At 40.6% G+C, this 21,725-nt stretch carries 21 protein-coding genes; 2 read left to right on the top strand and 19 right to left on the bottom strand.

Annotated features, from left to right (window positions below; genetic code table 11):
* Window positions 1-22 precede the first annotated feature (22 nt).
* On the bottom strand, window positions 23-685 hold the full coding sequence (rpiA, locus tag PSF31_RS14605; protein ID WP_096863176.1) for a ribose-5-phosphate isomerase RpiA: 663 nt from the start codon (window positions 683-685) through the stop codon (window positions 23-25).
* A gap of 203 nt (window positions 686-888) precedes the next feature.
* On the opposite strand from rpiA, the gene PSF31_RS14600 reads away from it, so the two are divergent.
* Entirely contained in the window at window positions 889-1,800 is a 912-nt protein-coding gene (locus PSF31_RS14600; protein WP_004261934.1) for a LysR family transcriptional regulator ArgP, read from the top strand.
* Here the strand turns inward: PSF31_RS14600 and PSF31_RS14595 are convergent.
* The 4 genes from PSF31_RS14595 to PSF31_RS14580 form a co-directional block, all read right to left on the bottom strand.
* Window positions 1,797-2,531: an oxidative stress defense protein gene (locus PSF31_RS14595; protein WP_004261938.1), complete on the bottom strand. Its 735-nt coding sequence runs from the start codon at window positions 2,529-2,531 to the stop codon at window positions 1,797-1,799. The genes PSF31_RS14600 and PSF31_RS14595 overlap by 4 nt on opposite strands.
* Before the next feature lie 152 nt (window positions 2,532-2,683).
* Window positions 2,684-3,319 (bottom strand): arginine exporter ArgO, encoded by a 636-nt coding sequence (gene argO, locus PSF31_RS14590; protein ID WP_096863177.1) that lies wholly within the window; start codon window positions 3,317-3,319, stop codon window positions 2,684-2,686.
* A gap of 210 nt (window positions 3,320-3,529) precedes the next feature.
* Complete coding sequence (mscS, locus tag PSF31_RS14585) at window positions 3,530-4,402, bottom strand: small-conductance mechanosensitive channel MscS (protein WP_094962989.1); 873 nt, start codon at window positions 4,400-4,402, stop codon at window positions 3,530-3,532.
* Window positions 4,403-4,544: 142 nt separating this feature from the next.
* Window positions 4,545-4,910 (bottom strand): YacL family protein, encoded by a 366-nt coding sequence (locus PSF31_RS14580; RefSeq protein ID WP_004261949.1) that lies wholly within the window; start codon window positions 4,908-4,910, stop codon window positions 4,545-4,547.
* Window positions 4,911-5,100: 190 nt separating this feature from the next.
* On the opposite strand from PSF31_RS14580, the gene PSF31_RS14575 reads away from it, so the two are divergent.
* Window positions 5,101-5,478 (top strand): VOC family protein, encoded by a 378-nt coding sequence (locus PSF31_RS14575; RefSeq protein ID WP_004261953.1) that lies wholly within the window; start codon window positions 5,101-5,103, stop codon window positions 5,476-5,478.
* A gap of 62 nt (window positions 5,479-5,540) precedes the next feature.
* Here PSF31_RS14575 and acnB read toward each other — a convergent pair whose 3' ends face one another.
* From acnB to nadC, 14 genes are all read right to left on the bottom strand, one after another.
* Window positions 5,541-8,138: a bifunctional aconitate hydratase 2/2-methylisocitrate dehydratase gene (gene acnB, locus PSF31_RS14570; RefSeq protein ID WP_096863178.1), complete on the bottom strand. Its 2,598-nt coding sequence runs from the start codon at window positions 8,136-8,138 to the stop codon at window positions 5,541-5,543.
* 441 nt (window positions 8,139-8,579) lie between these two features.
* Complete coding sequence (locus PSF31_RS14565; RefSeq protein WP_096863179.1) at window positions 8,580-8,933, bottom strand: VOC family protein; 354 nt, start codon at window positions 8,931-8,933, stop codon at window positions 8,580-8,582.
* 130 nt (window positions 8,934-9,063) lie between these two features.
* Window positions 9,064-9,348, bottom strand: a complete 285-nt coding sequence (locus PSF31_RS14560; protein WP_094962985.1) for a hypothetical protein — start codon at window positions 9,346-9,348, stop codon at window positions 9,064-9,066.
* A gap of 3 nt (window positions 9,349-9,351) precedes the next feature.
* Window positions 9,352-9,720 carry a hypothetical protein gene (locus PSF31_RS14555; protein ID WP_096863180.1) on the bottom strand — a complete coding sequence of 123 codons (369 nt, stop codon included), beginning with the start codon at window positions 9,718-9,720 and terminating at the stop codon, window positions 9,352-9,354.
* Window positions 9,721-9,946: 226 nt separating this feature from the next.
* Window positions 9,947-10,213 carry a hypothetical protein gene (locus tag PSF31_RS14550; protein ID WP_094962982.1) on the bottom strand — a complete coding sequence of 89 codons (267 nt, stop codon included), beginning with the start codon at window positions 10,211-10,213 and terminating at the stop codon, window positions 9,947-9,949.
* 119 nt (window positions 10,214-10,332) lie between these two features.
* The gene (locus PSF31_RS14545) at window positions 10,333-10,695 is read right to left on the bottom strand and encodes a hypothetical protein (protein WP_094962981.1); all 363 of its coding nucleotides are present in this window, start codon (window positions 10,693-10,695) and stop codon (window positions 10,333-10,335) included.
* A 34-nt stretch (window positions 10,696-10,729) separates the two neighbouring features.
* Window positions 10,730-10,861 (bottom strand): hypothetical protein, encoded by a 132-nt coding sequence (locus PSF31_RS14540; protein WP_255254425.1) that lies wholly within the window; start codon window positions 10,859-10,861, stop codon window positions 10,730-10,732.
* Window positions 10,862-10,885: 24 nt separating this feature from the next.
* The gene (locus tag PSF31_RS14535) at window positions 10,886-11,251 is read right to left on the bottom strand and encodes a DUF596 domain-containing protein (protein WP_094962980.1); all 366 of its coding nucleotides are present in this window, start codon (window positions 11,249-11,251) and stop codon (window positions 10,886-10,888) included.
* Window positions 11,252-11,259: 8 nt separating this feature from the next.
* The gene (locus PSF31_RS14530) at window positions 11,260-12,618 is read right to left on the bottom strand and encodes a hypothetical protein (RefSeq protein ID WP_272683203.1); all 1,359 of its coding nucleotides are present in this window, start codon (window positions 12,616-12,618) and stop codon (window positions 11,260-11,262) included.
* A gap of 290 nt (window positions 12,619-12,908) precedes the next feature.
* Entirely contained in the window at window positions 12,909-14,336 is a 1,428-nt protein-coding gene (lpdA, locus tag PSF31_RS14525) for a dihydrolipoyl dehydrogenase (RefSeq protein WP_094961375.1), read from the bottom strand.
* A gap of 204 nt (window positions 14,337-14,540) precedes the next feature.
* Window positions 14,541-16,400: a pyruvate dehydrogenase complex dihydrolipoyllysine-residue acetyltransferase gene (gene aceF, locus PSF31_RS14520; protein WP_004261981.1), complete on the bottom strand. Its 1,860-nt coding sequence runs from the start codon at window positions 16,398-16,400 to the stop codon at window positions 14,541-14,543.
* Window positions 16,401-16,413: 13 nt separating this feature from the next.
* A complete protein-coding gene (aceE, locus tag PSF31_RS14515) occupies window positions 16,414-19,080 on the bottom strand; it encodes a pyruvate dehydrogenase (acetyl-transferring), homodimeric type (RefSeq protein WP_004261984.1) in 2,667 nt (888 codons plus the stop codon).
* Window positions 19,081-19,251: 171 nt separating this feature from the next.
* A complete protein-coding gene (gene pdhR / locus PSF31_RS14510; RefSeq protein ID WP_004261987.1) occupies window positions 19,252-20,022 on the bottom strand; it encodes a pyruvate dehydrogenase complex transcriptional repressor PdhR in 771 nt (256 codons plus the stop codon).
* Between the two features lie 739 nt (window positions 20,023-20,761).
* Window positions 20,762-21,664 carry a carboxylating nicotinate-nucleotide diphosphorylase gene (gene nadC, locus PSF31_RS14505; RefSeq protein ID WP_094961373.1) on the bottom strand — a complete coding sequence of 301 codons (903 nt, stop codon included), beginning with the start codon at window positions 21,662-21,664 and terminating at the stop codon, window positions 20,762-20,764.
* Window positions 21,665-21,725: the final 61 nt, after the last annotated feature.

Raw genomic sequence — 21,725 nt, 5'->3', positions numbered from 1 at the left:
AAAAAATTGAATACGATATAGATTATAACTTGATGGTTTTAACGCCTTCGTTTGCAGTTCCCATCAAGACGACGTCTGCACCACGATTCGCGAATAACCCAACGGTCACAACACCTGCAATCCCATTAATGGTATTTTCTAATGCCACTGGGTCAATAATATTTAAATTATGGACATCTAAAATCACATTACCGTTATCTGTAATCACATTTTGACGGTACTCTGGCGTGCCACCCAGTTTAACCAATTCACGTGCCACATAGCTACGCGCCATTGGGATCACTTCAACAGGCAGAGGGAATTTGCCTAACACATCAACTAACTTAGATTCGTCAACGATACAAACAAAGGTTTTTGCAATTGCAGAAACAATTTTTTCACGTGTTAAAGCCGCACCACCGCCTTTGATCATATTCATGTGGTGGTCAACTTCATCAGCGCCATCAACATAAACATCTAAGGAATCCACTTCATTGCAATCAAATACCGTAATACCCAATGATTTTAATTTTTGAGTTGATACTTCTGAACTTGATACCGCACCTTCTATTTGACCTTTCATTGTTGCTAATGCATCAATGAAGTGTGAAGCTGTCGAGCCCGTTCCAACACCAACAATAGTGCCCGGTTTTACGTAATCAAGTGCTGCCCAACCTACCGCTTTTTTTAATTCGTCCTGAGTCATGCTCATGCCTTTTAAGATTTAATTGAGTCGTGATTAAGGTTATTAATAACTAGTATATACCGGACACCCAATAAGTTGCAGCTTTGTTCGCTGTATTTGTGTCACGCTTCTTGGGATTTAGGCCACAACAATAATATTTTTAAGTGTTATTTGTAAAAATATGGCATAGTGCTTGGTAGAATAACAACAAGGAGATCTTTTTGATGAAGCGCCCTGACTATCGCGCATTACAAGCACTGGATGCCGTTATCCGTGAACGCGGCTTTGAGCGCGCAGCTCAAAAGCTCTGCATCACGCAATCTGCTGTGTCACAACGTATAAAGCAGTTAGAAAACCTATTTGGGCAGCCACTACTTGTGCGTACCGTTCCGCCACACCCAACTGAACAAGGGCAAAAACTGCTAGCATTGCTTCATCAAGTCGAATTGTTAGAAGAACAATGGTTAGGTGATGAAAATAGTGGTTCCACCCCTTTATTGCTCTCACTTGCCGTCAACGCCGACAGCTTGGCAACTTGGTTTCTTCCAGCCCTAAACCCTGTATTAGGCAACAGCCCTATTCGGCTAAATATTCAGGTAGAAGATGAAACCCGAACCCAAGAACGTTTAAGACGTGGTGAAGTGGTAGGCGCTATCAGTATTCAACCCCAAGCATTACCGGGTTGCTTGGTCGATAAACTTGGCGCACTAGACTATATTTTTGTCGCGTCACCTGGCTTTGCAGCGAAATATTTCCCCGATGGGGTGACTCGCTCTTCGTTATTAAAAGCGCCTGCGGTTGCTTTCGACCATTTAGACGATATGCACCAAGCGTTTGTGCAACAAAACTTTGGGTTGTCGCCCGGCAGTGTTCCATGCCATATCGTGAACTCCTCAGAGGCCTTTGTACAGTTAGCGAAACAAGGTTCTACCTGCTGTATGATCCCACATTTGCAGATAGCAAGTGAATTAGCGAATGGTGAGTTGGTTGATTTAACGCCAGGGCTATGTCAGCGACGCATGCTTTATTGGCACCGCTTCGCACCTGAAAGCCGTACGATGAAAAAAGTGACTGACGCCCTATTAAAAACTGGGCGCCAGATGTTAAAACAAGAAGATGAACCCGCAAAAAACTAGCGTTTTAATTCAAAGACCACATCAACTTGGTCATTAAAATCAATACTCTGTTGTTCATAAGTCTCATCAATCTTGAGGTCTTGAGCAACAGAGGCTTTCATCGCCCCACCATAATTTCTTGTTGCCATTGGATATGGCACCGCAGCTGGCGCATTATAGTTAATGCTATACACGGGACCTAACTGAACATTAAAGCCTTTCGCTAAGAGATTAGCTTGTTCTGTCGCATTTTTAATCGCTTGAGACCGTGCTTCATCACGGTACTGTTGCGGATTAGCCACACCAAACTGTACTGAGTTGATTTCATTGAGACCTGCGGCTAAAGCACCATCTAACAAGACATTAAGTTGGTCTAATTTCTTCACTTTCACTTCAACAGAACGTGTTGCCGTGTAGCCTTCGATGGTTGATTTTTGCTTCACACTACTGTAATCATATTTAGGCTGAGTTCGCACATTTGCTGCATTAATATCTTCTTTTTCAATGCCGTTTTTCTTAAGAAACTCAAAATACTCCGCAACTCGCTTATCGACCCCGGCTTTCGCAGCCGCCGCATCTTTAGCAGTCACTTCCACCTGAATATTCAGCGTCGCCATATCAGGTGTCGCTTTCACTATTGCATTACCCGAAGTCGTAATGTGTGGACCATTAGGTAACGGGTCAGCCAATGACATGGTAGGAACCGCAGCACCTGCTACCATCGCAGCTAAAACTAAAGATTTTAATTTCACAGAACCTCCCAAGGCAATTATTTATCGCTAAAAAAGGGATAATTGGTAATAAACTATCCCTGAGCTCAATTTAACAGTAACACATGAAACAAAAAGTACAGTCAGAATAATGAGAAATTGAACTTTATTGCTTGTCTGTTGAAGATATATTGTTATTGAGAAATCAAACCGAGTCCCTTAAGCCCTTGTATTGCAAGTTGAAATGCAATAAACCACATCACACTCCCCACAAAAATGTTAATAATGCGCTGTGAACGCGGTTTATTTAACACAGGTGAAAACCAAGCAGCAAGTATCGCTAACGCAAAAAACCAAACAAAAGAAGCCGTTAATGCTCCAGCCGTAAACCAAGGTCTCAGCTGGCTTTCTAATTGGCCTCCCACACTACCCAATACAACGAAAGTGTCTAAATAAACATGAGGATTCAGCCAAGTGACGGCAAATAATGTGACAATCACTTTCCATCTTGTGATAGCACGGCTTTCTGTTTGAAGTATGACCTCATCAGGGCTGAGTGCTGTCCGAAACGCACCATAGCCATACCATAGAAGAAATACTACGCCTGCCCATGTAATCAATTGCATTAATATTTCAGACTGGCTTAATAAAGCGCTCCCACCAAAAACACCTGCGATAATTAAAACGGTATCACTTAAAGCGCATAATAATGCACTCATTAAATGAAACTGCTTCCGGCTTCCTTGTTGTAAGACAAAAGCATTCTGCGGCCCTAAAGGTAATATCATTGCTGCACCCAACAGTGCACCCTGTAAATAGATCGAAAACATGCATTAATCCCAACTTTTTATTCAATTAATATGCATGGATATTAACGAGAAAAAATTATTAGTGGAAATGATTAAGTCTAATAGGTCATAAGTATGACTTATAACTAAAAACGGTTCGGTAAGAAAAATATAGGAGTGAGAAATGAATAAGAGCCCATCGAAGACAGGCTCTTATTTTCAGTGAAACTGCTGAATATGACTTTCTAAATATTACTCTGCAGCATCTTGCTTGATAGGCGCATTTTGTTTATGAACATGAACATCCATTTGTGGGAATGGGATACCAATATTATGTTTATCCAATGCTCGCTTAAACTCTTCTAGCAAGTCCCAATACACAGGCCATGCATCACCATTGGTGGTCCAAAAACGCACTAAATAATTTAATGACGATGGTGCCATATCATGTAAACGGATAGTAACGCCTTTAGCATGCTGAATACGGCTATCTGCGGCGACGATATCACCTAATACTTTTTTCACCACATCAATATCAGAATCGTAAGCAACACCTACAATAATATCTTGACGACGGTTAGGCTCACGACTGGTATTAATAATGTTATCGGCAATGATCTTTCCATTAGGAATAACAATAATACGGTCATCTGCGGTTCTTAGCGTAGTTGAAAATATTTGTACATTTTGCACTGTACCTTCAACAGCACCGATTGAGACATACTCCCCCGCTTTTAGTGGCCTAAATACCACCAGCAACACACCTGCGGCAAAGTTACCCAGCGAGTTTTGTAATGCTAAGCCAACCGCTAAACCGGCCGCCCCCATTACCGCAATCACAGAGGCTGTTTGTACGCCAACTTTCCCTAATACAGCAATTAAGGTGAATGCAACAATGGTATAGCGCGCTATCGCTGATAAAAAGTCACTCACTGTTGAATCAATGCCTTTCATGGTCATCACGCGATGTAAACCACGCCCGACCCATTTTGCAATCATCATCCCGACAATCAAGATAACGATAGCAGACACGATATTCACAGCATACTGAACTAACAGATCTTGGTTCGCCACAAACCAATTCGTTGCATCATTCAACGCGCCTGTAACATCATCAGTATTCATATATATATGCCCTTTAGGATCCAATTATCAATATTAACCCCAACCAATAAATCTTTAACGAAACGTTTAATGGCTGGCCGTACATTGCAAATAATAGCGATGATTCATTAAAACACAAAACAAATCACTAAATAAAATTATTTTATCTATTTTCTATAACAAAAATTCGATAATCTTTTAGCATTAATAAGAAGTCATCAGTGCCGCAAAATGCAACACTTTCATTATCATAATAACTCATTCCTTCTTCCAACCCTTCAGTTTCAAATGATAATTGGTTGGCGCGGATCATCACTTCTTCATCATCAAGCAACAATGTATATTCGTGGCCAATAAGCTCCCATTGTTTTTCACTTCCTTTGATTTTTTCATAGTTTTCTTCAATAGCATCTAACAGACTAAGGTTATTTTTAACCTCTTCATTAAGCCAATATCCAATAGCCTCATGATCCATCGAGAATTTAGCGGAGATAGCTCCGGTGATATCTTGGAAAAATTGGTAGTCCATATGCAGTCCCTCTACTCTTGCGTTATTGAACCTAGTATAACGCGAGTCAAACCGCTTTGTTGAGAGGTATTACCAACAGAAAAAATAAAATTGAGTAAAGCACCGATTTCAACACATAAGCCACGTAATTCACTTAATATTAAATAAGAAAATAATTAAAATAGTCATAATTAAAACAATAGGAGCTCTAATGATCGATCGCTTAGACCATATAGTGCTAACCACAACTAACATTGATGCCTGCATTGACTTTTACCAACGGGTGTTAAAAATGGAAGTTATTACCTTTGGTGAACAGCGTTATGCGTTATGTTTTGGGAAGCAAAAAATCAATATTCACCAATATGGAAAAGAATTTGAACCCAAAGCCCACTTGCCTGTACCGGGTGCACTCGATTTATGTTTTATTAGTGATATACCGCTGTGTGACGTGCAAATGCATATTGAACAACAAGGTGTAAAAATTATTGAAGGGCCGGTGAATCGGACTGGTGCAACTGGAGCAATTAGATCTATTTACTTACGTGATGTCGATTTAAATTTAATCGAAATTTCTGAATATATTTAGCAAATACACCCAATTAAAAAAGGCCCCTAACATTAGGAGCCTCCGTTATTAATATTACCTTATTACACCGCTGTTTGGAAAATCACGCCATCCGCTTTTTCGGTATATTGTGATAACTGGTCAAAGTTCAGGTAACGGTATGTATCCGCCGCTGTTTCATCGACCTTATCCATAAACTGCAGATATTCTGCTGGCGTTGGTAAACGACCTAACAGAGAAGCTACCGCTGCCAGTTCTGCTGATGCGAGGTAAACATTCGCACCTGTTCCTAAACGGTTAGGGAAGTTACGCGTTGAAGTGGAAACGACTGTCGCCCCATCAGCTACACGTGCTTGGTTACCCATACATAGTGAACACCCTGGAACTTCAATTCGCGCACCACTCTTACCAAACACACTGTAGTAACCTTCTTCGGTTAGTTGCGCTGCGTCCATCTTAGTTGGCGGCGCAACCCATAAACGTGTTGGTAATTGGCCTTTATGAGAATCCAATAACTTACCTGCTGCACGGAAGTGACCAATGTTTGTCATACAAGAACCGATGAAGACCTCATCAATTTTCTCGTTTTGCACATCAGACAATAAACGTGCATCATCTGGGTCATTTGGTGCACACAGAATTGGCTCTTTGATATCATTGAGGTCAATTTCAATCACTGCCGCGTATTCCGCATCTGCATCACCTTCCAGCAGTTGTGGGTCCGCTAACCAGCTTTCCATTCCTTTGATACGGCGTTCAATAGTACGGCGATCACCATAACCTTCGGCTATCATCCACTTTAATAGAACGATATTCGATTGCAGGTATTCGATAATTGGCGCTTTATCTAATTTGATAGTACAACCCGCCGCTGAACGCTCTGCTGACGCATCCGCTAATTCAAACGCTTGTTCGACTTTCAGCTCAGGTAAGCCTTCAATTTCTAAGATACGGCCAGAGAAAATGTTTTTCTTACCTTTTTTCTCTACGGTCAATAGGCCGTCTTTGATTGCATATAGTGGAATTGCATGAACGAGGTCACGTAAAGTGATACCCGGCTGCATTTCACCTTTAAAGCGAACCAATACTGACTCAGGCATATCCAGTGGCATAACACCTGTCGCCGCAGCAAATGCGACTAAACCTGAACCCGCAGGGAATGAAATACCAATTGGGAAACGCGTATGTGAGTCACCACCTGTACCAACGGTATCTGGCAGTAACATACGGTTTAACCATGAGTGGATAATACCATCTCCCGGACGAAGAGAAACACCGCCACGGTTCATGATAAAATCAGGTAAGGTATGGTGTGTTGTCACATCAACAGGTTTTGGATACGCTGCTGTATGGCAGAATGACTGCATGACTAAATCTGCTGAGAAACCAAGGCAAGCTAGGTCTTTCAGTTCATCACGGGTCATCGGCCCGGTTGTATCTTGTGAACCTACAGAGGTCATTTTTGGCTCACAATATTCGCCAGGGCGAATACCTGGGCGACCGCAAGCACGACCAACCATTTTTTGTGCTAATGAGAAACCACGATTGCTTTGTGCAACGGATTTCGCGTGACGGAATACATCTGTCGCTTCTAAGCCCAGTGATTCACGTGCTTTATTGGTTAAGCCACGGCCGATAATCAGTGGAATACGACCACCTGCACGCACTTCGTCAATCAACACATCTGTTTTTAATTCAAATGTTTCTAGCAGTTCGCCCGTTTCGTGGTTACGAACTTCACCTTTAAATGGATAGATATCAATCACATCGCCCATATTCAGTTTAGAAACATCCACTTCAATCGGTAATGCGCCCGCATCTTCCATCGTATTAAAGAAGATTGGTGCAATTTTGCCGCCTAATACCACCCCACCGCCACGTTTATTTGGCACAAATGGGATATCGTCACCCATAAACCACAGCACGGAGTTAGTGGCTGATTTACGAGAAGAACCGGTACCGACGACGTCACCCACGTAAGCTAATGGGAAGCCTTTTTTATTTAATGCATCAATTTGCTTGATTGGACCAACATTACCCGCATCGTCTGGTTCAATACCATCGCGTGCGTTTTTCAGCATTGCTAATGCGTGTAATGGGATATCAGGGCGTGACCATGCATCAGGCGCTGGCGATAAGTCATCTGTGTTAGTTTCACCCGTAACTTTGAACACAGTTACGGTCATTTTTTCAGCTAACGCAGGACGCTCTTTGAACCACTCGGCATCCGCCCATGATTCAATAACTTGTTTAGCGTGAACATTTCCCGCTTTCGCTTTTTCTTCTACGTCGTAGAAGTTATCAAACATCAGTAAGGTGTGGGAAAGTGCTTTAGCGGCGATTGGCGCCAGTTTTTCGTCATCCAACGCTTCAATTAGTGCGTGAATGTTATATCCACCCTGCATAGTACCTAACAGTTCAATGGCTTTTTCAGGGGAGATAAGAGAAGAGGAAGTTTCGCCTTTAGCTATCGCGGCTAAAAATCCAGCTTTTACGTACGCTGCTTCATCAACACCAGGGGGGACGCGGTTGGTCAGCAGGTCTAACAGGAAATCTTCTTCACCTTTGGGTGGGTTTTTGAGTAACTCTACCAGTGCAGCTACTTGTGACGCATCTAATGGCTTAGGGACAATCCCTTGAGCGGCACGCTCGGCTACGTGCTTACGGTATTCTTCTAGCACGACGTTCTCCTCGCTTCTTTGTTATTTATATACCCGGCTGTCTGCACCATACTGACAAAATTATCATCCGGTGCCAGGTCAGAGGAATTTGCTCGCATAATCTCAATGGCGGTAAAATTATGCCCAGCTTCGGGCGATCAGCATAGCAGAATTTAAACGTAATGTTAATTCATTCACAAGAAAGCAACATTTAACTACTAACTTTACGCCTTAACACTTCATTACTGGTTATTTTTCAGCTTAAGATACTATTAATCATCGTAAAACGCCGAAAAAACCATACTTTTTATAATGCATTTTAAAATTTAAAGCACCCTAATTAGTGCCTTTTTTCATCAGCTATCACAAATTATATTTTTTATCGCAATTTTATTTATATTACTAATTGATAAGGTAAATCATTGCGATTGGTTTTAATTTTTTTAAATATTTTAATTGATTTTATTGTCCTTTTAGGCCAATTAAATTACCAAATGGATCTTCCAGTTGGCACATTCGATTGTTACTATCTATTAACATTGGCCCGCGGTACAGTTTTGCCCCTAGTTGAGTAAAATGCTCAAAAGCCAAATCAAAATTATCGACTTGCCAATACAATACCGTTCCTTTTTTACCTTCACTGACTTTTTTATCCGCTTGCACCACTTCTATCGTGAAGTCTCCGACATGCAGTAAGGTGAAATCAAATTCAGGCAAGTATTCTGCCTTTGCTTGTGGAAAAGCTTGTTGGTACCAAGTCAAACCCGCTTGAACATCAGGTACGTGAATTAAAATTGCAGAGGGTTTTAGTTGCATAGCGATTTCTTATTGATATCTATTATTTTGTTTTAGCTTACACGCATGATTGAAAGTTAGTAGATGTAGATAAGGTGTAAGCAATAGCCAAACCAGCGTTTGCTTACACCTTTAGTATCATCAAGTCAGATCATATTGCGTGTTTTTCTGATAAATAACGAAGAATGGCTGATATATTTTTTAAGTTATACTTTATAAGTAATTCATTTTCTTTAGCTTTACATAGCATCTCATAATCAGCTTCTAACTGCCCAATATCTAACTGAGTAGGCTCATTGTAAATATCATAAATAGATTCAGAAGGCACATTCCAATAAAAATCTGCATCTAAGTCTATATTATCCATTCCCTGTACTTTCATCTCTTTGAAAATGGCTACTATAGCCTCTTCCAGTAGACTCAGTTCTATTTTCATATTTTAACCTTTACCATTCTTAATTTCATTTATGTTCTTTTCAAATGTTTTAATTTCTTTTTCTAAATGCTTAATTCGCCCATCAATAATGCGTTGCCTAACCGTATTATTGGGCGCATTCTTAAGGTGTCCTTGGTTGTCAAAAGCATCTGGATTACGTCGATAAGCGGCTAATTTCTCTTTATGTAACCTTACTTGCCCCCTCAAAGACTGTATTGAACGCCTATCTGATGTACTTAAGTTATTATCAGGCTCCCATCCGTCAGGGCTTCCTGAGCCAGTCCCGCCTAGCGCTATTCTATCAGAATCTGATAACTCCGTTCCAACATTTGGATTTTTTGCTGCTTTATCTAAATCATTTGAGCAACTCATGCCAAAAGAGCAATCAAACGTTTCCGCTAGGCCATCACATATTGCCTAAGGTAGCCACTCCCCCTCCAGACTGTTGATTATACGGCTAGCTGAGGGGGAGTAAAGCGGCTAAGGAGATCCCTGCACAGAACTGGACTCTCTCTTTAATTACTTTAAACTACAAAACCATCAACCCAACCATCTCTATCTAGAACTTCTTCACTAATACTAAACCCATCAGGGTAATCTATGAATCCAGGTTGATTAGATACCTTGTCTTGAGCCTTTTGAGCAAGTTCAAAACTTGAATAAATTCCAATGAATTACCTTTTCCGTATTTAGCATCTAGTAACCTTTCGGCAAATTTATTGCCATTTTCACCCACTAATAGTTTTTCTCCTTTAGCCCAACTAGGTACATCTTTAGCTCCTTCTTTACCACTAATTCCCGGTTTAGGTACCTGTGGTTTTTCTGAAAGAAGAGCTATATCGTCTAACTTAAAGGTGTCTATCAAGTCGGTGGCTATTCAGTTTAAATAAATTAAAGATGCCTTACAGGCAGTTGATTATCTGGATAATTAAGCAATTCTTTGTATATGAGAGGAACGAACTTAAACCAGCTCAGATAGAAAATTTAGGATCCCATATATTTTCCAGATTCATCTTTCCATAAAATCGCTGGCATTTCATAAAAATAGAAGTTCAAGTCGTCATCATCTTTTGCTTTAGCATTTTCAGGCCAGTGCTGTTCAAGATAATTAACAATTTCTTGACTATTAGCATTCCAATACGGAACAACTCTACCTAAAGGGTCATCTGGAGAACAAAATTTAATTACTTGCTCATCTAATAACGCTTTTATCATAGAGAAAAATATAATCCTATGTTCATAGAAAGATTTGTTTGGATTCCAACCAACGATTGAACCAAACAACCCTGATAGCCATAGCCCTTTTGCATCACTAATAATTTCATCAAAATGCACAACTTTTTCCATATTAGAGGATAACCTGTTAATTGCAGCCTCAAAACTAGCCTTCCACGACTTTAATTTCTCTATCAACCAGCCGCCCAAAGGTTTCACTTTGTGAAATTACGGTGATGCTTTTCTGTATTAACTCATCAATGCTCGCTTGGAGCCGTTCTGGAATTAAACATTCCATAGATAGAATCTGCCCTTGATGGTTCTACGTCCATTCTACTGTCCCATCTTTAAGTATCCAAACGGCTCCGCCAGGGCATTCTTCATCAAAAAACCAAAACTGATCAATTAATTGCTCTTCTGTTTCTGGAAATGCAGTATAGAAGCACTGTAATTGTTCATCTATTGAACCACTTAAAAATTTACCATACTTAGCTAATTTTAACTTTCCATCACGTAGTAACTTGTCTAAGAACCAAAAAAATATTTTTTTCCTTTCCTGAAAAGGAAAATTATCATACATAGCATGGAGCGAAGGAAGCATATCTGGCGTGAGATACGCCCATAACCCATCAAGGGCTTGGGTTTCAGCGTATTCAGCAATAGTTTTATATTCAATATTTGATATCATCTTATTTATTACCTAAACTTGATCTCTGCGTTTCTTCCAAGACCGTTCTCTACTTGGCGTAAAGTTGGATTATTTCTTATTTGGACTGTCCAGCGAGCACCTGTTTGTTCTGCCGAACTAGATACGCTCCTAAGGGTTATCATTGTACCATCAGTTAGTTTGGCAGTATAAATACCATCTTTTACCTTAGTTAGGGGTTGAGCAGCTAATTGTTCAGCATAATTATATATCTGTTGGCCTGTTAAGTTTTGACTATCATAAATCCTCGTTGAATAACGATTTCCTCCTACACCTTGTTTAATTGTTTGACCGTCAATAGTCATAGTCTGAGAAGGCGAGTCTTTATCATAAACCCTCGCTAATTCTTCAAAATTCTTTTGTTGCTGTTCCTTATGGCGAGCATGTTCCTCATCCTCTGGCTCCCAACCATCCGGTGTACCAGAAGTACTACCACCTAATTTTGCTTTTTCTGAATTAGATAACTCCATTCCCATATTTGGATTTTTTGCTGCTTTATCTATATCATTTGAGCAACTCATGCCAAAAGAGCAATCAAACGTTTCAGCTAGGCCATCGCGAATATTACCTAAGGTATTTTCGACACCTTTGACTATGTTGCTGTTTGCCGTTTGTGTAGCTTGCGTATTTAAACCAACGCCATGAGATAATGTAGGAACATTCGGTGTGGGAACGGCAAATACACTACTTTGGGCTATTTTCAGCTTATTTAATTCATTTAAATTAAACTGAATTTTATCCGTGATACTTTTATGTTGTCTCTTAATTTCGAGCAATTGATTTCTAGCATCACGGTCAGCTCGCTTATTAACCGCATCTATATATAGATCTATATTATCAAAAGGAAATCTCGGTATACCGGGTATATTATCGTCAAAATCCTCTGCGAGGAGCCTGTCCCTATCTTCAATTGTGCGAAATTTAAAGATTGCTGAAATTTTTAAATTTGAGGAGTCTGAAGATTGAAAATGCCATTTGTATGTACAAGGATATTTTTGTGGATCAATGATAAATTTCCAGCCAGGCGATTTTTCAATCTCCACAATATCCTTTCTTAAGGTAATTAAATTATTTTCAATTGATATTTGTTTAGATTTTAAATCATTTTTAATTGTAGTAGAATAATCTTGAAAAGCATCGATTTTGTGATTATTAACATCATCATGGATATCAGCTAGTTTTATATTATCATAAAGATTTTCATGTAAAATACTTTTTAATTTTTCATACCTCCCAGTTAAATCAATATCTTCATGAGCATTATCATAATTATTAAAACAATCATTGAAATGCGGTCTAGGGTTACTTCCCCATACCGTTATTGTACCTAGGTCTGTCACACCATCCATAAACTAACTTCCTTATTAGTTATAAAAAACAGAATAAAGAAATTAGAATTTAATATTTTTATAGTCAACTAACCGTTATCATTAATAAAGATTCGGCCATTTAAAATTAAAAACGTATTACTTATAAAATGATTAATATCTATTTTAATCAATAATAGAACAGAAACATGTGACTAATTGTTTATATTCACAAAAACAAAAAAAGCCAATGAGTTTCCACATTGGCTTCAATTCGCTTTAGTGATAAACAGCATACTAGAGATACTATTTATCTATGCGATTAAAGAAAATTATTTTTTCTTTTTCGCTTTTGCGTTTGGTAAATCAGTAATGCTACCTTCGTAAATTTCAGCAGCCATACCGATTGATTCATACAGTGTTGGGTGAGCATGGATAGTTAATGCTAAATCTTCAGCATCACAACCCATTTCAATTGCTAGGCCGATTTCGCCCAGTAATTCACCACCGTTCACACCGACAACAGCCCCACCGATAACACGGTTAGATTGTTTGTCGAAAATCAGCTTAGTCATACCTTCGGCGCAATCAGATGCAATTGCACGGCCTGATGCTGCCCATGGGAAAGTCGCAACTTCGTAGCTGATATTTTGTTCTTTCGCTTCTTTCTCAGTTAAACCAACCCATGCAACTTCTGGCTCAGTATAAGCGATTGATGGGATCACTTTCGGGTCAAAGTAATGTTTCAGACCAGAGATAACTTCTGCGGCAACGTGCCCCTCGTGAACACCTTTGTGAGCCAACATTGGCTGGCCAACGATATCACCGATAGCGAAGATATGAGGAACGTTAGTGCGCATTTGCTTATCGACATGGATAAAGCCACGGTCATCAACTTCAACGCCAGCTTTGCCTGCATCCAAGTTTTTACCATTAGGAACACGGCCGATTGCCACTAATACAGCATCGTAACGTTGCGGCTCTGCGGAAGCTTTTTTGCCTTCCATAGAAACGTAGATACCGTCTTCTTTCGCTTCAACGGCTGTTACTTTAGTTTCTAATAGTAGGTTGAATTTTTTACTGATTTGTTTGGTGAATACTTTAACCACATCTTTGTCAGCCGCTGGGATGACTTGGTCAAACATTTCAACCACATCGATTTGGGAACCCAGTGCATGATACACAGTTCCCATTTCTAAACCGATGATACCCCCACCCATAACCAGCAGACGCTCAGGAACTTCTTTCAGTTCTAATGCATCGGTTGAGTCCCAAATACGTGGGTCTTCATGTGGAATGAATGGTAATTGAATTGGACGGGAACCCGCAGCAATAATTGCGTTATCGAAATTGATAGTTGTGCTACCGTTTTCACCTTCAACAACCAGCGTGTTGGCACCTGTGAATTTACCGAAGCCGTTAACTACGTTAACTTTACGGCCTTTAGCCATACCAGCCAGACCACCCGTCAGCTGATTAATCACTTTTTCTTTCCATAAGCGAACTTTGGAAATGTCAGTTTTTGGCTCACCAAAAACGATACCGTGTTCTGCTAAAGCTTTTGCTTCTTCGATCACTTTTGCAACATGGAGTAAAGCTTTAGAAGGAATACAACCAACGTTTAAACAAACACCACCAAGGGTTGAATAACGTTCTACTAAAACAGTTTCTAAACCTAAGTCAGCGCAACGGAAAGCCGCAGAATAGCCTGCAGGGCCTGCACCAAGCACAACGACTTGGGCTTTAATTTCAGTACTCATCATGACCTCTTTTTGTTTTGTCCAGCGGTACTGCTGAATAAACGATCTTCCACTGGAAAAGTACACACCGAGAGCAGTTTACAGAATTGTTAACACCCTGAAAAGGCTCATTTCGTGATGTAACTCCCAACCTTTCGTAGCAGCAGCAAAAAATTCTGCCTCAGCCTAAATAAAACAGACCGGCCTATTCGCCGGTCTTATTATTTACATCACTAAACGGCGAATATCGCTCATTAATTGCCCTACTAGGGTGATGAAGCGAGCTCCATCAGCACCATCGATTACACGATGGTCAAAGGACAGTGACATTGGCAGGATTAGGCGAGGAACAAATTCGCTACCATTCCAAACAGGTTTCATTGAAGAACGTGACAGTCCCATAATTGCAACTTCTGGTGCATTCACGATAGGTGCAAAACCGGTAGTTCCGATACCACCAAGGCTTGAAATCGTGAAGCAACCACCTTGCATATCAGACGCAGTCAGTTTACCTGCACGCGCTTTCTTAGAAACTTCCATCAGTTCGCGAGATAGCTCTAAAATGCCTTTTTTGTTAACGTCTTTGAAGACAGGAACAACTAAGCCATTTGGAGTATCTACGGCAATACCGATGTTAATATATTTTTTCAGGAACAGACGCTGTGCATCTTCAGAAATGGAGCTATTAAAGCGTGGCATTTCTTCCAGAGCACGAGCAACAGCTTTCATGACAAAAACTAATGGTGTGATTTTCACATCCAGTTTTTTCTTCTCAGCTTCTTTGTTTTGTTGCTTACGGAATTCTTCAACTTCAGTGGTATCCACTTCTTCCATCAGCGTAACGTGCGGGATCATTACCCAGTTACGGCTCAGGTTAGCACCAGAGATTTTTTGGATACGACCCAGTTCAACTTCTTCAACTTCACCGAATTTACTGTAATCCACTTTCGGCCATGGCAGCATACCTGGTAAACCACCACCCGCAGCTGCAGGAGCTTCCGCACGTTTTACGGCATCTTTCACGTAAGCTTGAACGTCTTCACGCAGGATACGGCCCTTACGACCTGTACCTTTAACTTTCGCTAAGTTAACACCAAATTCACGCGCTAAGCGGCGAATAACCGGTGTTGCATGGATATATGCGTCGTTTTCAACAAATTCAGTTTTGCTGTCAGTTGCTTTCGCTGGCGCTGCTTGTGCAGGAGCTGCCGCTGGAGCCGGAGCAGACGGTTGAGCTGCTGGAGCCGCTGCAGGCGCTGCACCTGCCACTTCAAAAGTCATGATCAGCGAGCCAGTTTTCACTTTATCGCCAGTCGCAATCTTGATTTCTTTAACTGTTCCAGCAAATGGCGCAGGAACTTCCATTGACGCTTTGTCACCTTCAACGGTAATGATTGATTGCTCAGCAGAAACGGTATCACCCACTTTTACCATGACTTCAGTGACTTCAACTTCATCACCACCGATATCTGGAACGTTAACATCTTTAATTGCTGATGCTGCTGGAGCCGCTGGTGCAGCAGCTTGTGCAGCTGGAGCCGCCGCAGGTGCTGCGCCTGCAACTTCAAAGACCATAATCAATGAGCCGGTTTTAACTTTATCACCGGTTGCAATTTTGATTTCTTTAACCGTTCCAGCAAATGGTGCAGGAACTTCCATTGAAGCTTTGTCACCTTCAACAGTAATTAAAGATTGCTCAGCTTCTACTTTGTCACCGACTTTAACCATAATTTCAGTAACTTCAACTTCATCGCCACCGATATCTGGAACAGCAACATCTTTAGATGCAGCTGCGCTTGGCGCTGCCGCTGGAGCTGTAGGGGCTTCTGCAGGTGCAGGAGCTGCTGCACCCGCCTCCGCTTCGAATACCATGATTAATTTGCCTGTTGTCACTTTATCGCCAACAGCAATTTTAATTTCTTTTACCACCCCCGCTTGTGGAGATGGGACTTCCATAGAAGCTTTATCACCTTCAACGGTAATAAGCGATTGCTCAGCTTCTACTTTGTCGCCAACTTTAACCATCACTTCGGTGACTTCAACTTCATCAGCACCGATATCAGGCACTTGGATTTCAATAGACATTGATTTTTACCTCTTATGCCAAACGTGGGTTAACTTTATCTGGGTTGATGTTGTATTTTTTAATCGCTTCTTCAACGACTTTTACATCAATCTCACCACGTTTAGCTAATTCACCTAACGCTGCAACGATCACATAGGATGTATCCACTTCAAAGTGGTGACGCAGGTTTTCACGACTGTCTGAACGACCGAAACCATCTGTACCCAGAACACGGTAATCACTTGCAGGAACATAAGTACGAACTTGTTCTGCAAACAGTTTCATATAGTCAGTTGATGCAACTGCTGGTGCATCATTCATAACTTGAGCAATGTATGGAACACGTGGTGCTTCAGATGGGTGCAGCATGTTCCAACGCTCACAATCTTGGCCATCACGTGCCAATTCAGTGAATGAAGTCACGCTATAGACATCAGAACCGATTCCATACTCAGCAGACAAGATGTCAGCGGCTTCACGCACGTGACGCATCATTGAACCTGAACCTAACAGCTGAACTTTACCTTTGCTACCTTCAACAGAAGCCAGTTTATAGATACCTTTACGGATACCTTCTTCTACGCCTTCTGGCATTGCTGGCATGTGGTAGTTTTCATTCAGCGTCGTGATGTAGTAGTAAACGTTTTCTTGTTTCTCACCGTACATACGCTCTAAGCCGTCTTGCATGATCACCGCAACTTCGTAAGCGAAAGCTGGGTCATAAGAAATACAGTTAGGGATAGTCAGTGATTGAATATGGCTATGGCCATCTTCATGCTGTAGACCTTCACCATTCAGGGTTGTACGGCCGGAAGTACCACCAATTAAGAAACCGCGTGCTTGTTGGTCACCCGCTGCCCACATCAAGTCACCAATACGTTGGAAACCAAACATTGAGTAGTAGATATAGAATGGGATCATCGGCAAGTTGTTAGTGCTGTATGATGTCGCAGCCGCTAACCAAGAAGAACCTGCTCCCAGCTCATTGATACCTTCTTGCAGAATTTGACCTTTAGAGTCTTCTTTATAGTAAGCAACTTGCTCACGGTCTTGCGGAGTATATTGCTGGCCTTTAGGGCTATAGATACCGATTTGACGGAATAGACCTTCCATACCAAATGTACGTGCTTCATCAGCGATGATTGGTACTAAACGCTCTTTGATCGATTTGTTTTTCAACATAACGTTCAACGCACGAACGAACGCGATAGTTGTTGAAATTTCTTTAGATTGCTCTTCCAATAATTGGCTGAAATCTGCCAGTGCAGGGATATCCAATTTTTCATCAAAGGTTGAACGACGAGCTGGCAAATAACCACCTAACGCTTGACGGCGCTCATGCAGATATTTGTACTCTTCGGAATCTTTTTCAAACGTAATGTATGGCAGTTTTTCAATTTGCTCATCAGCAACGGGTACATTGAATTGATCACGGAAATGACGAACGCCATCCATGTTCATTTTCTTCACTTGGTGAGCAATGTTTTTACCTTCTGCAGTTTCGCCCATACCATAACCTTTGATGGTTTGCGCTAAAATAACAGTTGGTTTACCTTTAGTTTCTTGTGCTTTTTTGAATGCAGCATACACTTTCTTCGGATCGTGACCACCACGGTTCAGTGCCCAAATTTCATCATCAGTCATATCTTTAACTAATGCTGCAGTTTCTGGGTAACGATTAAAGAAGTGCTCACGAACGTATGCACCGTCACGTGATTTAAAGGTTTGGTAGTCACCATCTAAGGTTTCGTTCATTAATTGAACAAGTTTACCGCTTGTGTCTTTACGCAGTAATTCATCCCAACGGTCGCCCCACATAACTTTGATAACTTGCCAGCCAGCACCATTAAAGATACCTTCTAGTTCATTAACAATTTTACCATTACCTGTAACTGGTCCATCTAAACGTTGCAGGTTACAGTTGATAACAAATACTAAGTTATCTAATTTATCGCGAGTTGCGATAGTAATTGCACCTTTAGACTCTGGCTCATCCATCTCACCATCACCAAGGAATGCATATACGCGCTGAGCTGATGTATCTTTCAGTCCGCGGTTATCAAGGTATTTCAGGAATTTCGCTTGATAAATAGCATTAATTGGACCCAGACCCATTGATACAGTAGGGAACTGCCAGAAATCAGGCATTAATTTAGGGTGTGGATAAGAAGACAGACCATTTCCACCAATTTCTTGACGGAAGTTGTTCATTTGCTCTTCAGTTAAGCGGCCTTCCAAGAACGCACGTGCGTAAATACCTGGAGAGATGTGGCCTTGGAAGAAGACTAAGTCCCCGCCGTCATTGTTATTATGCGCACGGAAGAAGTGGTTAAAGCACACTTCATATAAAGTTGCTGATGACTGGAAAGAAGCCATATGGCCACCCAGTTCTAAGTCTTTTTTGGAAGCGCGTAAAACAGTCATCACTGCGTTCCAACGAATTGCAGAGCGAATACGGCGCTCTAAATCCATGTTACCAGGGTATGCCGGCTCATCTTCAACAGCAATTGTGTTGATGTAATCAGAATGACCAGATGCACCAGCGGCAATATTAACACCGCCTTTACGCGCTTCGCTTAATACCTGTTCGATAATAAACTGAGCACGATCAACACCTTCTTCACGGATGACCGATTCAATCGCCTGTAGCCAGTCGCGAGTTTCAATCGGATCCACGTCATTTTTTAACATATCTGACATGGTGTATTCCTTATCTGTTATCTATTTTATATGTTTATGTGGAGCCTATCTTCCTGCTATTTTCCCAGTCGCTATAAAACAGCGGGAAGATAGGCCCTGATGTAGTTGCCGCTTTAACTCTCAATTAGAGTATTCACAATAATATAGACGCAGCAGTCAGGATCTATATTATCAATTCAAATCAGGATGTTGCTGTAACCGACGTAAAGAACGTTCTCTGCGAGTTTGCTCTCGGCTAATATCCAACAGTAAATCTTCAATAAAGGCTAAATGGCGATGAGAAGCTTCACGTGCTTTTTCTGGTTCTCTTGCCATTATAGCGGCAAAAATTTGTGCTCGATGTTCACTAACTGCTTTATACATTTCTTTACGGGTATATAAGAACTCAAAGTTCTGCCGAATATTTTGTTCTAACATAGGGATCATACAACGCAATAGATGTAGCAAAACGACGTTATGAGCAGCTTCAGTGACAATTAATTGATATTGTAATACTGCATCTGACTCTGCTTCTAATCCGCCATTTTCTTGCGCTGTCTTAATTAATTCATAGCTTTGGCGAATCCGTTCGAGATCTTCATCTGTACCACGGAGTGCCGCGTAATACGCAGCAATACCTTCAAGGGCATGACGAGTTTCAAGAAGATCGAATTGAGATTCTGGATTGCCTTCAAGTAGCTGAGCTAAAGGGTCACTAAAGCTTTGCCACATTTTCTTTTGCACGAATGTTCCGCCACCTTGGCGGCGAGATAAAAGGCCTTTCGCCTCTAATGTTTGAATTGCTTCACGCACTGATGGTCGAGATACGTCAAACTGTTTTGCAAGTTCGCGCTCAGGAGGCAGCTTTTCGCCAGGGCGTAATGTCCCTTCGAAAATAAGATGTTCGAGACGCTGCTCTATTACATCTGATAACTTTGGTTGGCGAATTTTACCGTAAGTCATAATCTGCCATATTCATGAGTGAGTAATTATTGATTACGTATTACCCAGTGTTAATTGGTAATACCAATTTATTTATGGGTTAATAAAGTAACAAAGTATTCACTATCTGTCCATAAAGACCTTGCGCTAAATCATAAAATCCTGCAAATCTTAACAATTTTTTTTAAAATTTAGCATGAATTGATAACTTAATATGCAATTTGACATGACAAATTTTAACATTAAAAACGATTTTTTATGCTAAAATGCAAAAACTGAACCGTTAAAGCAACCAATATAATGAATTTAAATTTAAAACAAGTGCATTTAAAATCAAATTAACTCATTAATTGCAGTCTTTACTCGTTTGGAACACAACAACGTTAATTAAATGTTAAAATTACAAGTGGTTTTAAATTTAACTCAAATTTCATTGATTAAATTACACTCAAGCCTATCTATTATTTTAGAATAAAATTGATGTCGAAAATAAAATAGCACTGTAATGTTTCAATTTATAGGTGGCACGGAAAATGCGATAAGGTTTCGAGATTCGATTAGCTAGGAGCTACAAAATATTTCGTTGTAACCCATTAAATAGTTAAATCAATGCCAAAATACAATTTGGTAACGAGTGAGTCAGATGTTAGTCACCTATTTAACGCATTAACGTAAATAGGTGACTAATGTATAGGTCTCATCAATAACACTAAGATTAATGAGCCCAGTTAAGGCACCCTGAGTGTATTAACCAGATCACTTACCTATTCTTATCAATAAAACGCATAGACAAATCCATGGCTTTAATATGTTTGGTTAGCGCCCCAACAGAAATAAAATCAACCCCTGTTTCTGCGAACTCTTTTATCGTTTCTAATGTGACATCGCCAGAAACTTCAAGTGCCGCTTTTCCTGCCGTTAACACTACCGCTTCTTTCATCATAACTGGAGTAAAATTATCCAACATAATGATATCAGCATTCGCTTTTAAAGCTCGTAATAGCTCATCTAAGCTTTCTACTTCAATTTCAATTGGGACATCCGGATGGGCGCTACGCGCTAATTCAACCGCTCGTTCGACTGAACCTGCGGATATAATATGGTTTTCTTTTATTAAGTAAGCATCCGATAAACCTAGACGATGATTAAACCCTCCCCCCATCAATACCGCATATTTTAAAGCGGTTCTTAAACCAGGGATAGTTTTACGGGTATCAAGTAACTTCGCTCTTGTACCTGTGATTTGTTTTACATATTCGGCAGTTATACTTGAAACAGAAGAAAGCGTTTGAATGAAATTCAAAGAGGTGCGTTCACCTGTTAATAAAATTTGTGATGGGCCATGCATCTCACAGAGAACTTGGTTAGGGGTAACGGTTTCACCATCTTGAACTTTCCAATCAATGTTGACTTGCCCACCAAGTTGAAGAAAAACTTCATCTAACCATTGTTTCCCACAGAAAACGCCATGTTCACGAGTAATAATTCGAGCACTCGCTTGTGTACCTACATTTAACAGCTGACCAGTAATATCTTTTTTATAATCAACAGATTGACCTAAATCTTCTTTCAAAGCAACACTGACCATAAAAGGAATGTCAACCTGTAACCGCTCAAGAAGCATTTTACGTCTTTGTTGTTCATCATATCGCCGTATAGTCATTTTAACTCCAAAATATGCACTCGCTTTGTTTCATCTATGCTAATCTTTTCGTTCGCAGATA

Source organism: Providencia sp. PROV156 (assembly GCF_028480905.1).
Taxonomy (GTDB): Bacteria; Pseudomonadota; Gammaproteobacteria; order Enterobacterales; family Enterobacteriaceae; genus Providencia; species Providencia hangzhouensis.
The sequence above is the reverse complement of the archived record's forward strand: the minus strand, read 5'-3'. Positions and strand labels throughout refer to the sequence as shown.